Below are 13,876 nucleotides of genomic sequence, written 5' to 3'. Positions count from 1 at the left end.
ACCACCCGCTTGGCCTAGCACCACCGGATACCCCGCCCGTCCTGTGAGCGACATCATGTCCAGGGCGCTCACGAGGAGGAGGCCCGCCATGACCCAGACAGCCAGCGGCGACATCGAGGCCCTGCGCGCAGCGATGGACGGACCGGTGATTGCCCCCGGCGACCCGGGCTACGAGGAGGCCCGGACGGTGTGGAACGCCGACATCGACCGGCGCCCGGCGGTCATCGCCCGATGCGCCTCGGCGCGCGATGTGGCCGCGGCCGTCACGTACGCGCAGGCGGAGGGCCTGGAGATCGCCGTGCGGGGCGGCGCGCACAGCATGCCCGGTGCGTCGGCGGTCGACGACGGGCTCGTGGTCGACCTGAGTCGGATGCGCGCGGTGAGCGTCGACCCGACGGCGCGGCGGGCCCGGGTCCAGGGCGGTGCGCTCCTCGGCGACCTCGACGCCGCGACCCAGGAGCACGGGCTCGCGGTCCCGACGGGGTTGGTCAGCCACACCGGGGTCGGCGGGCTCACCCTCGGTGGTGGCATGGGGTGGCTGACGCGCCAGGCCGGACTGACCATCGACAACCTCGTCTCGGCCGAGATCGTCGTCGCGGACGGCCGGGTGCTGCGTGCCGCCGCGGACGAGAACCCCGACCTGTTCTGGGCGATTCGGGGCGGCGGCGGGAACTTCGGGGTCGTCACCGAGTTCGAGTTCCGGCTGCATGAGGTCGGGCCGATGGTGCACTTCGGGTTGTTCTTCTGGGGGCTCGACCAGGGTGCCGAGGCGCTGCGCCTGATCCGGGACGTCGTCCCCGATCTACCCCGCTCGCAGGGCGCCATCGCCGCCACCGCGCTCACCGCTCCGCCCGCCCCGTTCGTGCCCGAGGAACACCACCACAAGCAGGGCTACGCGCTGCTGCTGCCCGGCTTCGGGGCCGCGGCGGAGCACCAGCGGGTCGTGGACCGTATCCGCGCGGAGCTCCCGCCGCTGTTCGACGTCGTCGAACCGATGCCCTATGTCGCGCTGCAGCAACTGTTCGACGAGGCGAACGCCTGGGGTTTGCACGCCTACGAGAAGGCCGCCTACCTCACCGACCTCACCGATGGGGCGATCGACGTCCTCACCGAGCACGCGCCGGGCAAGAGCTCGCCGCTGTCGCTGATGTTGTTCTACCGACTGGACCAGACGTACTGCGAGGTCGGCGAGGCCGACACCGCGTTCGGCGGGGGCCGCTCGCCGCGGTACGCGGCCTTTCTCATCGCCCTCTGCCCCACGCCCGACCTCCTCGTCGCCGACCGGGCCTGGGTCCGGTCGGTATGGGACGCGCTGCGCCCGCACATGATCGACGTCGGCAGCTACGTCAACAGCATCCACGAGCCGGACGAGCACCGGATCCGGGCGTCCTACGGGCCGGCGAAGTATGACCGGCTGGCCTCGATCAAGGCGGACTACGACCCGGGCAACGTGTTCCACCGCAACGCGAACATCAAGCCGGCCTGACGGCGCGGACACCCGCACTCTGCGGTCCACGGGCCTGGCCGGTGACCTGGCATCGAAGCGGCCGCACGTGCACGTCCCGGCGGGGGCGAGGCTACTCGCCCTTCACGGGCCGTTCGGCATGACCGCCGAACTCCTTCCGCTGCGCGGACTGGATCTTGTCGGCGAACACGTCGCTGCCCCGGGAGGCGAACCGGCTGTAGAGCGCCGAGGTGAGCAGCGGCGCCGGCACGCCCTCCTCGATCGCGGCGATGGACGTCCAGCGGCCCTCACCGGAGTCGGACACCTGGCCGCTGAACTGCTCCAGCGACGGGTCGGCCAGCAGCGCCTGCGCGGTGAGGTCGAGCAGCCAGGAACCGATCACACTGCCCCGCCGCCATACCTCGGCCACGTCGGCGAGGTCGATGCCGTCGTAGGCGTAGTAGCGGGGATCGCGCAGCGGCGCGGTCTCGGCGTCGGCCGCAACGTGATCCGCAACCCCGATCCCGGCGTTGCGGATCACGTTGAGGCCCTCGGCGTACGCACCCATCAGGGCGTACTCGATGCCGTTGTGCACCATCTTGACGAAGTGACCCGCGCCGGGTGGCCCGCAATGCAGCCATCCCTGCTCGGCCGGGCTCGGTTCGCCGCTGCGCCCTGGCGTGCGCCCCGCGGCGGCCGCGCCGGGTGCGAGCGCGGCGAAGATCGGCGTCAGGCGGGTCACCGCCGCCTCCGGGCCGCCGATCATCAGGCAGTATCCGCGTTCGAGCCCCCAGACCCCGCCGCTGGTGCCGCAGTCGACGTAGTCCACGCCGCGCGCGGCGGCCGTCTCGGCCCGGTCGACGTCGTCGCGGTAGTAGGAGTTCCCGCCGTCGATGATCGTGTCCCCGGGTTCGAGCAGGTCGAGCAGCTCGGCAACGGTGTCCCCGGTGAGGGCGGCGGGCAGCATCAGCCACACCGCCCGGGGCGGGGCGAGCCCCGCGACGAGGTCCGACAGCGACGCCGCGCCCCGCGCGCCCTGGGATACCAGGTCCTTCACCGCGCGCTCCGAGATGTCGTAGACGAGACAGTCGTGCCCGTGACGCAGCAGCCGCCGGACCATGTTCGACCCCATGCGGCCGAGGCCCACCATGCCGATCCTCACCAGCTCGCCCCCTTCGGATCCGGTTGGTGCGGCCGGGCGTGCAGCGGTGTCTCCCGGCCGCCCCACCGACGCTAGTCCCCCCGCGGGGAACCATCATGCGTTCCGGCCGCTCGGACAGCGGCGGCGCGGGGGCGGCGGGATCAGGACAGGCTCTCGGGGCGCCGGCTCGTCCAGTCGGTGGCCGCCTCGTACGCCGCGCCGATACGCAGCACGGTCGGTTCCGCGAACGGTTTACCGATGATCTGCAGCCCGATCGGCAGCCCGTCGGCGTTGAACCCGCAGGGCACCGAGAGGGCGGGCAGACCGGTCAGGTTGCCCGGGGCCGAGGTGCGCACGTAGCAGTTGATGACCGGCTCCTCCACCCCGTCGGGCCAGGTGAACGCCAGCTCGCCGACCCGGGCGGCCACGGCGGGCAGCGTTGGGGCCAGCACCGCGTCCAGGCCGTCGAACATGTCCCGCCAGCCCTGCTGGATGAGGGTGCGGACGCGCTGCGCCTTGATGTAGTCCGTGGCCAGCATCAGCTCGCCGGCCTCGAGGAACACCCGTACGTCCTCGGTGTAGAGCTCGCCGAGCTTGCGCAGCGACTCCTGGTGGTAGGCGCTGGCCTCGGGCACCAGGATCCCGAACTCGGCGGGCATGTACAGCTCGGAGTGTGGGAGGTCGATCTCGCGCAGCTGGGCGCCGAGCTCTTCCAGCTGTCCGATCGCCGCCCGCACCGCGGCCTCGACCTCGGGGTCGATGCGGTCGAAGAAGTAGTTGCGCGGCACGCCGATCACGAGCCGCTCCACCCCGGCGCCGAGCTGTTCGGCGTGCCGGGGCACCGGGACGTCGACGGTCGCCGGGTCGGCGCGGTCGTAGCCCGCGATCGCGTCCATCATCAGCGCCGCGTCGCGCACGCTGCCGGTCAGCGGCCCGATGTGGTCGAGCGACCAGCTCAGCGAGGCGGTGCCGCGGCGCGAGACCCGCCCGTAGGTCGGTTTGAGCCCGACCGTTCCGCAGACGGCCGCGGGGATCCGGACCGAGCCGCCGGTGTCGGTCCCGATGGCGCCCTGGCACATCCGGGCGGCGACGGCCGCGCCCGACCCGCCGCTGGAGCCACCCGGGATGCGGTCGAGGTCCCACGGGTTGCGGGTGGTCGGGGTGATGACGCCGTAGGCGAACTCGTGGGTGTGGGTCTTGCCGACGATGACCGCGCCGGCCTCCCCGAGGCGCTCGACCACGGCCGCGTTCGAGGTGGGGACGTGGTCGGCCCGGGTGCGCGAGCTCGACGTGGTGGGCACGCCCGCGGTGTCCAGCAGGTCCTTCACCGCGATACACACTCCGTGCAACGGACCGCGGTACCTGCCGCCGGCGATCTCCTGCTCGGCGGCGCGGGCGGCGGCGAGCGCCTGCTCGCGCATGACGGCGGCGAACGCACCCACCCGTCCGTCCAGCGCCTCGATCCGGCCGAGCACCGACTCGGTCAGCTCGACCGGCGACAGCTCACGGCCGCGGATGCGTTCCGCGGCCTGGTCCAGGCCCAGCTCGTAGGGTTCCACAGCTCACTCCCACCGCGCGTCGAAGGCCGTGGCCGGGGCGATGTCGCCGAGGTCGACCGCGTCCAGCTGGTCCACCAGCCCGTAGACCAGGTCGACCGCCGGACCGACCACGGCCTTGCGCTCCGGGGTCAGATCCAGACGGGCCATCCGGGCCAGCTCGTCGAGCGTGGGCCCGGAACACCCGGGACGCGGTCCGGCCATCGCGGTCTCCCTCCGGCGAGATCCCGCAGCACGATGTCCTCGGCTACGGATTGTTTGATCTCAACCAAACACGGGCGCCGCCAACGGTCAAGTAATCCGCCGCGGACCGGATCAGCGAAACACCACGGTCTTGTTGCCGTGCACCAGAACCCGGTCCTCCAGATGCCAGCGCAGGCCGCGGGCCAGCACCAGGCGCTCGATGTCGCGGCCGCGGCGGACCATGTCGCCGGCCGTGTCACCGTGGTCGACCCGGATGACGTCCTGCTCGATGATCGGGCCCGCGTCGAGGTCCGGCGTCACGTAGTGGCAGGTCGCGCCGATCAGTTTCACGCCGCGGGCGTGCGCCTGGTGGTAGGGCCTGGCACCGACGAACGAGGGCAGGAAGCTGTGGTGGATGTTGATCGCCCGCCCGGCCCATTCGGCGCACAGGGACGCGGGAAGGATCTGCATGAACCGGGCCAGCACAATCGCATGTGGATCATGGGTTTGGACCAGTTTGCGTACCTGCTCGAAGGCGTCGGCTCGCGCCGTTTCGCGGTCCTGGGCTCCAGGGCCGGGAAACGGGACATGGTGGAACCGGACGCCGTGCGCGTGCACGATCTCGGCCAGGTCCGGATGGTTACCGATCACCGCGTCGAGCCGGACCGGAAGCTCGCCCGCCGAGACCCGGCCGAGCAGGTCGTGCAGGCAGTGCGGTTCCTTGGTCACCAGCAGTACGGCTCGCTTGACCTCCCCGGTGTCGGTGACCTGCCACGTCACGTCCGGGCCGAACTCCGCCGCGACGGAGGCGAAGCGGTCGCGGAGTTCGTCGGCGTCGAAGGGGACGGAGCTCGCGCGCACGACCTGGCGGGTGAAGAACCAGTTCTCCTCAGGCTCGGCGTGGTAGGCGGCCTCGAGAATCCACGCTCCCGCCTCGGCGAGGAATCCGGAGATGCGCGCGACGATCCCGGTTCGGTCGGGACAGCTGAGGGTGATGATGTAGCGATGCTCCGCCGCGGGTTCCACGACCGGCATCGTGCCATGTGGCCCGACCGTCACGGAGACGTGCGCGCAAGCCACTCATGGGTGAACTCGGTTTCGGCGTCGAGCAGTTCCTGCACGCTGGCGGCGACAACGCCCTCCATCTTGCCGCCGATCAGCGGCACCTTGACCGTCACCGTGCCGTCGATGACGAACTCGCTGCCCTCCGCGATGTCGGTGAGCCGCAGCAGGCCGGTCATCGAGGCCGGGGCGCCGACGATCTCGACGTCCACGGTGCCGGTGTAGCGGCCGGGGCCATCGGGCCGCAGCGACTCGGTGCGCTCGATGCGCAGCCCGGTGGGGGCCAGGCCCTGCACCGGCGACGGCAGCTTGCCGGTATCGATGCCGTGCTGCAGCCGGTAGCGGACGCCGTCGCCGTCGACCGAGTAGTGCAGCAAGGCCGCCCCGGGGCCACCGAGCTCATGGAGCCGGGCCTTCAGCTGGTCCTGGTCGATCAGGACCGAATAGACCTTGTCGGCCGGGAACGTCGATGTCGACCGGTGGTAGATCTGGCGCGCCATGGGCGGAGGTTACCGTTGCCAACCGTGGCGAAACCGAACCTGGCGGCCCCCGGACGGGCGAATGCGCCGATCGCCCCGTTGACGACGCTACGCCTGGGCGGGCCGGCGGCCCGTCTGGTCGAGGCCCCGACCGCGGACGCGGTCGTCGAGGCCGTCCGAGCCGCCGATGCCCAGGGGGAGCCGGTCCTGCTGCTCGGGGGCGGGTCCAACGTCGTCGTCGCCGATGAGGGATTTGCGGGAACGGTTGTGCGGTTCACCAGCCGGGGGACCGCCCTGCACCGCCGCCCCGACGGATCGGTCCTGCTCGCGGTCGAGGCCGGCGAGGAGTGGGACGACGTCGTCTCGGCCACCATCGCCGAGGGTCTGGGCGGCTTGGAGTGCCTCTCCGGAATCCCCGGATGCGCCGGTGCCACCCCGGTGCAGAACGTCGGCGCCTACGGGGTCGAGATCGCCGACCTGCTCGTCGACGTCGATCTCTACGACCGGCGCAGAGATGTCGTGCGCCGCAACGTCCCCGCCGCCGAGCTCGGGCTCGCCTACCGCACCAGCGCCCTGAAGGGGCGGGACGACGCGATCGTGTTGCGGGTGCGGTTCGCGCTGTCCGGCGGTGACGACAGCGCCCCGATCCGCTATCCGGAGCTCGCCCGCACTCTCGGCGTCGAGCAACGGGCGCGGGTGCCCGCCGCGGTGGCCCGGGAGGCCGTGCTGGGGCTGCGGCGCAGCAAGGGCATGGTTCTCGACGCCGCGGACCACGACACGTGGAGCGCCGGCTCCTTCTTCACCAACCCGGTGCTGCCGCAGGACGAGGCACCGCGGGTGGACGGTCTGCCGCATTGGCCCGCGGGCCCCGGGCTGGTCAAGCTGCCGGCCGCCGGCCTGATCGAGCAAGCCGGGTTCCGCCGCGGACATCCCGGCCCCGGCGGGCGGGTGGCGCTGTCGGGCAAGCATGTCCTGGCGTTGACCCATCGCGGCGGCGGGTCGGTCGCCGACCTGCTCGCCCTGGCCCGTGAGGTCCGCGCCGGCGTCGCGGCCCGATTCGGGGTGGTGCTGCGTCCGGAGCCGGTGCTGGTCGGCTGCCGGCTGTGAGGGTGTGACATCGGACGGACCGGGTCCGGCCGACTGATCGGCGGGCGTAGCCTCTCAGATGCTCGAATCATGACCTGCGAACGTAACCGCCGCGACCGAGGCGCGCCTTGGAGGTGAGTTCGGGGGGGGCTCGCCTGGGGATGGGGATGCGACGGATTCTGCTGGTTCTGGCCGTCATTGCGGTTGGATCGGTTGCTGTGGTCACGGCGGCGACCGCGGCCGGGCGGGGGGTCGGCACGCCGAACCCGGCCACGATCCTGGCGCCGAAGGCCGTCGTGAGCTATCAGCCCGCGGCGGGTTCGACCGCGGTCAGCCCGACGGCGGCGATCTCGGCGACCGTCACGGACGGCACCTTCGACCAGGTCGCATTGGTCAAGCCCGACGGCACCGCGGTGACGGGCACGCTGAACCCGGAGCGAACCGTCTGGACCAGCGCCGAGCCGCTCGGCTACGGCACGACCTACACCTGGAAGGGCAGCGCCACCGGGACGGACGGCAGGCAGGTCCCGGTGGATGCCACGTTCGCGACCGTGAACCCGGCCACACAGGTCCGTGGCACGCTCAACATCGGTGACGGCCGCACCGTGGGTATCGCCGCCCCGATCGAGATCCAGTTCAACTCGCACGTCAGCGACCGCGCCGCCGTCGAGCGGGCCCTGTCGGTCACCACCTCCGTGCCGACCGAGGGCACCTGGGGCTGGCTGCCCGACGAGAACGGTGGCTCCCGGGTCCACTGGCGACCCAAGGAGTACTGGAAGCCGGGCACGAAGGTCACCGTCACCGCCAAGCTGTACGGCGTGGCCTACGGGGACGGCCGGTACGGCGTCGCCGACCTGTCGAGCACCTTCACCATCGGCCGGGCGCAGATCGTCAAGGCCGACGTGAACTCCTACCGGATGGTCGTGATCCGCGACGGCAAGGAGGTCGCCAGCTACCCGGCGAGCTACGGGCTGGCCTCCGACCCGAACCGCAACACCCGCTCGGGAATCCATGTGGTGAGCGAGAAGTTCACCGACAAACGGATGGTCAGTGAGCAGTACGGCTACGACGTGGTGGAGAAGTGGGCCGTGCGGATCAGCAACAATGGCGAGTTCATCCACGCCAACCCCGCATCGGCCGACGCGCAGGGCTCCGCGAACGTGACCCACGGCTGCGTCAACCTGTCCATCGCGGACGCCAAGGCCTACTACGACACGGTGCTCTACGGCGACCCGGTCGAGGTGACGGGCACCCCGATCCAGCTCTCCGCGAGGGACGGCGACATCTGGGACTGGACGCTGAGCTGGGAGCAGTGGACGCGGCTCTCGGCGCTGTGATCGCCGGGCGACCGGCGGGAGCCATCGCGCCCGGCGCCTACGCCGGAACACCCATGCCGCGGCTGAACGGATGCATGGTTTTGCCGACGCGGACACCCCGCCCGCGCTCCTAGCGTCCGGTGCGCACAGGAAGCACCGGGAGGCGTGAGATGAGCACCCAACACACCGAAACCCTGATCATCGGCGCGGGCCAGGCCGGGCTGTCGACGGGCTATCACCTGCAGCGGAGGGGGCGACCCTGCCTCATCGTCGACGGCAACGAGCGCGTCGGCGACAACTGGCGCGAGCAGTGGGACACCCTGCGGCTCTACACACCGGCGAGATACGACGGGCTGCCCGGCCTGCCGTTCCCCGCACCCGCCTGGTATTTCCCGCACAAGGACGAGGTGGCCGACTTCCTCGAGCGCTACGCCCTGCACTGGGACCTCCCGGTGCGGATGAGCACCCGGGTCGACCGGCTCGAGCCGCGCGACGGTGGGGGCTACCTCGCCCGGGTCGGAGCCGACACGATCAGCTGTGACAACGTGGTGGTGGCCACGGGCACGTTCGGCCGCACGCCGTCCATCCCGTCCTTCGCCGCGGACCTCGATCAGTCGATCATGCAGCTGCACTCCAGCCAGTACCGGCGGCCCGAGCGGCTGCGGCCCGGCCCGGTGCTGGTCGTCGGCGCCTCGCATTCGGGCACCGATATCGCCTACGAGGTCGCCCGGACGCACGAGACGATCCTGTGTGGGCGCGACTGCGGGCAACTCCCGGTCCGGCTGGGGTCGCGGCGGGGACACGTCGTCCTGCCGGTGCTGCTGTTCGTGTTCCGCCATCTCCTCACCCGCAGGACACCCATGGGGCGCAAGAAGATGAACGAGATCCGCTTCCACGGCGGGCCGAGCCTGCGGGTGAAGCGCGAGGACCTCGCCGCGCGCGGGGTGCAGCGGGTGACGGCGCGGGCCGTGGGGGTGTCGGGCGGGCGCCCGATGCTCGACGACGGCCGGGTCGTCGACTGCGCGAACGTCATCTGGGCGACCGGCTTCCAGCAGGTGTTCGACTGGATCGACCTCCCCGTCCTGGGCGAAGAGGGGTGGCCGGTGGAGTACCGCGGCGTGGCCGAGGCGGCGCCGGGGGTGTTCTTCTGCGGACTGAGCTTCCAGTACGCGTTCGCCTCGATGCTCTTCCCCGGCGTGGGTCGGGATGCGGAGTATGTCGCTCGGCAGATCGTGTCGCGGGAACGCAGCGCGGTCCCGGTGACCGCCTGACGTCCTCTCGTGCGCCGAAGGGAGCCGGATGGGGATCATCGACGACCTGGCCCGGGCGCGCGATGCCTACGAGCGCCGGGAGTGGGTCGCGGCCTACGGCGCGCTGTCCGATCTCGACCCCTCCTGCCTCGCGGCGGCCGACTTCGCACGTCTGGCGACGGCCGCCTACCTGCTGGGACAGCGCAACGACTGCGTGCAGGCGCTGCAACGGGCCTACCGGGTGAACCTCGAGGCCGGTGAGACACCGGCCGCGGTGCGCTGTGCCTTCTGGCTCGCCATGGTGCTGATCCTCGGCGGTGAGGCGGCTGTCGGCGGGGGCTGGGTCGCCCGGTCGCAGCGCCTTCTCGAGGAGGTACCCGGCGACGCGGTTGAGCGCGGATACGTGCTGATCCCCATGATGTTCCGGGACGTCGCCGCCGGCGAGTTCGCGGCCGCGCACGAGCGGGCCGTGGAGATCACCGGCTACGGTCGGCGGTTCCACGAGCCCGATCTGGTCGCGTTCGGGCTGTCCGCCGAGGGCCGGCTGTTGCTCTACACCGGACAGGTGCCCCAGGGGGTGGCCCTGCTCGACGAGGCGATGGTCGGCGTCGTCGCCGGCGAGGTCTCGCCGATCTTCGCCGGCGTCGTCTACTGCACCATGATCGAGGCCTGTCAGGAGATCTCCGACTTCGGCCGGGCCGCCGAGTGGACCAGCGCCCTGACCACGTGGTGCGAGGCCCAGCCGGGTCTGGTGATGTTCACCGGACAGTGCGCGGTCCATCGCGGGCAGCTCATGCGGGTGCGCGGGGCCTTTGCCCGCGCGCTGGAGGAGTTCGACCGGGCGGCGCAGCGGTACCTGTCCTCCGGCATCCCGCACGCGGCAGGGCTGGCGATGTGTGAGCGGGCCGAGGTGCTGCGGATCCAGGGCGAGCTGGCCGCTGCGGACGAGGCCTACCAGAAGGCGTCGGCCCTCGGCCACGACCCGCAGCCCGGACTCGCGCTGCTGTGGTTGACGCGGGGACGCACCCATGCGGCCCTGGCGGCGATACGCCGGCTCGTGGCCGAGCCTCGCGATCCGGTGCATCGCTCGCAGGTGCTCCCCGCCGCGGTCCATATCCTGCTGGCCTGCGGCGAGACCGAGGAGGCTGCGGGTCCGGCCGCGGAGCTGTCGGATCTCGCCGAGCGATTCGGGTGTGCGGCGCTGCAGGCGATGGCCGGCCACGCGCGAGGCAGCGTGCTGCTCGCGCAGGGCGACGCCGCGGCGGCGCTGCCGCCGCTGCGGGCCGCGGCAGCGCAGTGGGCCGGCCTGGGCTGCCGGTACGAGATGGCCCGGTGTCGTGTGCTCATCGGGAAGGCCTACCAGTGGCTCGGCGACCTCGACTCGGCGTCGACCGAGCTGACGGGAGCCCGCCGGGCCTTCGCCGAGCTCGGGGCGCGCCCGGCCGAGCAGGAGGCGAGCGGGCTGCTGCGGCCGGACGCGCCCTGCGGCCTCACCGCCCGCGAGGTCGAGGTGCTCCGGCTGGTCGCGTCGGGACGGAGCAACGCCGAGATCGCCACCGAACTGTTCCTGAGCGAGCGGACCGTGGCCCGGCATGTGAGCAACATCTTGACGAAGGTCGAGGTCTCCTCACGCACGGCCGCGGCCGCGTTCGCCTACGAGCACCACCTGCTCTGACGGGCGCGGCCCGTGGGCGGCAGCTCGTCACATGATCGTCATTTCGGAGTCCGGAGCCGCGCCGATCGCGGCCGACCCCGCCCAACCGCCGATCACCGCTCGCGTATCCCCGGTCAGCCCTCGCGGTGGACCCGCATCGCCGAGGCCTGGTCGCGCGGCTTGAGCACGATCTGGTCGATGTTGACGTGCGGGGGCCGGGTGGCGGCGAAGACGATCGCCTCGGCCACGTCCTCGGCGGTGAGCGGGGTCAGCCCGCGGTAGACGTTCGTGGCCTTCTCGGCGTCGCCCGCGAACCGCACCAGGGAGAACTCCGTCTCCACCAGCCCGGGGGCGATCTCGGTGAGCCGGACGGGCTGCCCGAGCAGCTCCCCGCGCAGCGTGCGGTGCAGCATCGCCTGAGCGTGTTTGGCCCCGGTGTAGCCCGCGCCGTTGTCGTAGGGTTCGAGCGCGGCGATGGAGGTCACCGTGATGATGTGCCCGTCCCCGGAGGCGATCAGGGCGGGCAGCAGGCCCTTGGTGACCCGCAGCGTGCCCAGGACGTTGGCCTCCCACATCCAGCGCCAGTCGTCCTCGTCGGCCTCGGCGACCGGTTCGAGCCCCTTCGCGCCACCGGCGTTGTTGACCAGCAGCCGGCATTCGGGCACCGCCGCGACGAACGCGGACACCGACGCCGGGTCGGTGACGTCGAGCCGGATCGCGGTGCCGTCGATGTCCCGGGCGATCGCGGCACAGCGGTCGACCCGGCGGGCGCCGACGACCACGTGAAAGCCCGCGGCGGCAAGCGCGCGGGCGGTCGCGGCACCGATGCCGGAGCTCGCACCGGTGACGACGGCGACAGGACGGGCGCGGCGTGCGGGAGTCATTCCCGCACCCTAGAACGTCCGCCGACGGTGCTCAGGACTCGCCGAGGCCCTGTTGGGCGGTGCGCGCGCCGCGATGTGCCGCCGAGCGCTGCCAGCGGAAGATCCCGTAGCCGATCCCGCCGAGCAGCACCCCCGCAACACAGGTGGTGAACCAGATGTCGAGCGGGCGCCCGGTCACCAGATGCGCCACGAACAGGACGGCCGCTGCGACCAGCCACGCCACGGTGCCGACGGCGACGATCCGGGCGATCTCGCTCGTCCATCGGGGCAGCGGCGGCGGGGCGACCACACCACCAGCCTACGTCCCGTGCACGCTACCGTTCACGCCCATGGAGCGCGCCCCCGCGGTGTCCGCGGACCTTCGCGGTCGCTCCCGCCTCGACCGCTACTTCCGGTTGACCGAGCACGGATCGACCGTCGGCCGCGAACTGCGCGGCGGGCTCGTCACATTCGTGACGATGTCCTACATCATCGTCCTCAACCCGCTGATCATCGGCAGCTTCGCGGCCACCGGGCCCGGCGCCAAGGCGGACGTGCTGGGCAACGTGCTGTCCGTGCCGCAGGTCGCCGCCTCGACCGCGCTGGTCGCGGGCGTGATGACGCTGCTGATGGGGCTGGTGGCGAACCTCCCGTTCGCGCTGGCCACCGGGCTGGGTATCAACGTGCTGGTCGCGGTCACGATCGCGCCCCAGATGACCTGGCCCGAGGCGATGGGCCTGGTCGTCGTCGACGGCCTGATCATCGTGGTGCTGGTGCTCACCGGGTTCCGCACCGCGGTCTTCAACGCGGTGCCCGCCGATCTCAAGGCCGCGATCGCCGTGGGCATCGGGCTGTTCATCTGCTTCATCGGCCTCGTCGACGCCGGGTTCGTGCGCCGCATCCCCGACGCCGCCAACACGACCGTGCCGGTCGGGCTCGGCCTCAACGGCTCGATCGCGTCCTGGCCGACGCTCGTGTTCGTCGTCGGGTTGCTGATCACCGGCATCCTTGTCGCCCGCCGGGTGCGTGCCGCGATCCTGCTCGGTGTCATCATCAGCACGGTGATCGCGATCATCGTGGAGGCGATCGCGGAGATCGGCCCCTCGGAGGGCATCAACCCCAAGGGCTGGAACCTGGGCTATCCGGCGCTGCCCGAGGCGATCATCGGGCTGCCGGACCTGTCGCTGGTGGGCGACATCTCCTTCGGCGCGTGGACCCGTCTGCCCGTGCTGACGGTGTCCCTGCTCGTCTTCACGCTCGTGCTGGCCAACTTCTTCGACGCCATCGGCACGATGACCGGCCTCGGCAAACAGGCCGGGCTGCTCGCGCCGGGCGGGCAGTTGCCGAACGTCGGCCGTGCGCTGCTGGTCGAGGGCACCGGTGCGATCGCGGGTGGGGTGGCGTCGGCGTCGTCGAACACCGTGTACGTCGAGTCAGCCTCCGGTATCGCCGAGGGGGCCCGCACCGGGCTGGCCAACGTCGTCACCGGGTTGCTGTTCCTGGCGGCGATGTTCTTCACCCCGCTGTACTCGGTGGTGCCGATCGAGGCCGCGGCGCCCGCGCTGGTGATCGTCGGTGCGCTGATGATGCGGCAGATCACCGAGATCGACTTCACCGACTTCCGGGTCGCCCTGCCGGCCTTCCTGACGATCGTGGTCATGCCGTTCACCTACTCCATCGCCAACGGCATCGGCGCCGGGTTCATCGCCTATGTCGTTCTCGCGGCGGCGACCGGGCGGGCCCGTCGGGTGCATCCGCTGATGTGGGTGGTCTCGATCGCGTTCGTCGGCTACTTCGCCGTCGGTCCGCTGGAGGCACTGATCGGATAATTGTGCTATGCTA

13 protein-coding genes are annotated in these 13,876 nt (G+C 71.6%); 6 read left to right on the top strand and 7 right to left on the bottom strand.

Translation table 11 applies throughout. The features are described from left to right. The first annotated feature begins 88 nt into the window (after positions 1-88). Positions 89-1,486: an FAD-binding oxidoreductase gene (locus tag ACFQE5_RS15740; protein ID WP_379585851.1), complete on the top strand. Its 1,398-nt coding sequence runs from the start codon at positions 89-91 to the stop codon at positions 1,484-1,486. 91 nt (positions 1,487-1,577) lie between these two features. On the opposite strand, the gene gnd is transcribed toward ACFQE5_RS15740, so the two are convergent. From gnd to ACFQE5_RS15715, 5 genes are all read right to left on the bottom strand, one after another. After that, entirely contained in the window at positions 1,578-2,606 is a 1,029-nt protein-coding gene (gene gnd, locus ACFQE5_RS15735) for a phosphogluconate dehydrogenase (NAD(+)-dependent, decarboxylating) (RefSeq protein WP_379585849.1), read from the bottom strand. A gap of 140 nt (positions 2,607-2,746) precedes the next feature. Next, a complete protein-coding gene (locus ACFQE5_RS15730) occupies positions 2,747-4,144 on the bottom strand; it encodes an amidase (protein WP_379585847.1) in 1,398 nt (465 codons plus the stop codon). A gap of 3 nt (positions 4,145-4,147) precedes the next feature. Then, the gene (locus ACFQE5_RS15725) at positions 4,148-4,345 is read right to left on the bottom strand and encodes a hypothetical protein (RefSeq protein ID WP_379585845.1); all 198 of its coding nucleotides are present in this window, start codon (positions 4,343-4,345) and stop codon (positions 4,148-4,150) included. Between the two features lie 111 nt (positions 4,346-4,456). Beyond that, the gene (gene purU / locus ACFQE5_RS15720) at positions 4,457-5,323 is read right to left on the bottom strand and encodes a formyltetrahydrofolate deformylase (protein ID WP_379585925.1); all 867 of its coding nucleotides are present in this window, start codon (positions 5,321-5,323) and stop codon (positions 4,457-4,459) included. Between the two features lie 56 nt (positions 5,324-5,379). After that, entirely contained in the window at positions 5,380-5,886 is a 507-nt protein-coding gene (locus tag ACFQE5_RS15715) for a DUF2505 domain-containing protein (protein ID WP_379585843.1), read from the bottom strand. Between the two features lie 24 nt (positions 5,887-5,910). On the opposite strand from ACFQE5_RS15715, the gene ACFQE5_RS15710 reads away from it, so the two are divergent. The 4 genes from ACFQE5_RS15710 (at position 5,911) to ACFQE5_RS15695 (ending at position 11,192) form a co-directional block, all read left to right on the top strand. Further along, on the top strand, positions 5,911-6,972 hold the full coding sequence (locus ACFQE5_RS15710; protein ID WP_379585841.1) for a UDP-N-acetylmuramate dehydrogenase: 1,062 nt from the start codon (positions 5,911-5,913) through the stop codon (positions 6,970-6,972). A gap of 146 nt (positions 6,973-7,118) precedes the next feature. Continuing rightward, positions 7,119-8,288, top strand: a complete 1,170-nt coding sequence (locus ACFQE5_RS15705; protein ID WP_379585838.1) for a L,D-transpeptidase — start codon at positions 7,119-7,121, stop codon at positions 8,286-8,288. Positions 8,289-8,437: 149 nt separating this feature from the next. Further along, complete coding sequence (locus ACFQE5_RS15700; protein WP_379585836.1) at positions 8,438-9,538, top strand: flavin-containing monooxygenase; 1,101 nt, start codon at positions 8,438-8,440, stop codon at positions 9,536-9,538. Between the two features lie 28 nt (positions 9,539-9,566). Then, positions 9,567-11,192, top strand: coding sequence for a LuxR C-terminal-related transcriptional regulator (locus ACFQE5_RS15695; protein ID WP_379585834.1), 1,626 nt, complete (start codon positions 9,567-9,569; stop codon positions 11,190-11,192). 113 nt (positions 11,193-11,305) lie between these two features. On the opposite strand, the gene ACFQE5_RS15690 is transcribed toward ACFQE5_RS15695, so the two are convergent. Both ACFQE5_RS15690 and ACFQE5_RS15685 read right to left on the bottom strand, forming a co-directional pair. Beyond that, positions 11,306-12,055: an SDR family NAD(P)-dependent oxidoreductase gene (locus tag ACFQE5_RS15690; protein ID WP_379585832.1), complete on the bottom strand. Its 750-nt coding sequence runs from the start codon at positions 12,053-12,055 to the stop codon at positions 11,306-11,308. Between the two features lie 31 nt (positions 12,056-12,086). Then, on the bottom strand, positions 12,087-12,344 hold the full coding sequence (locus tag ACFQE5_RS15685) for a DUF2530 domain-containing protein (protein WP_379585830.1): 258 nt from the start codon (positions 12,342-12,344) through the stop codon (positions 12,087-12,089). A 40-nt stretch (positions 12,345-12,384) separates the two neighbouring features. Between ACFQE5_RS15685 and ACFQE5_RS15680 the strand changes: the two genes are divergently transcribed. After that, positions 12,385-13,863 carry an NCS2 family permease gene (locus ACFQE5_RS15680; RefSeq protein ID WP_379585828.1) on the top strand — a complete coding sequence of 493 codons (1,479 nt, stop codon included), beginning with the start codon at positions 12,385-12,387 and terminating at the stop codon, positions 13,861-13,863. Positions 13,864-13,876: the final 13 nt, after the last annotated feature.

It is taken from the genome of Pseudonocardia hispaniensis (assembly GCF_042658695.1).
GTDB lineage: Bacteria > Actinomycetota > Actinomycetes > Mycobacteriales > Pseudonocardiaceae > Pseudonocardia > Pseudonocardia hispaniensis.
This window is presented reverse-complemented; position numbering and strand designations above follow the sequence as displayed.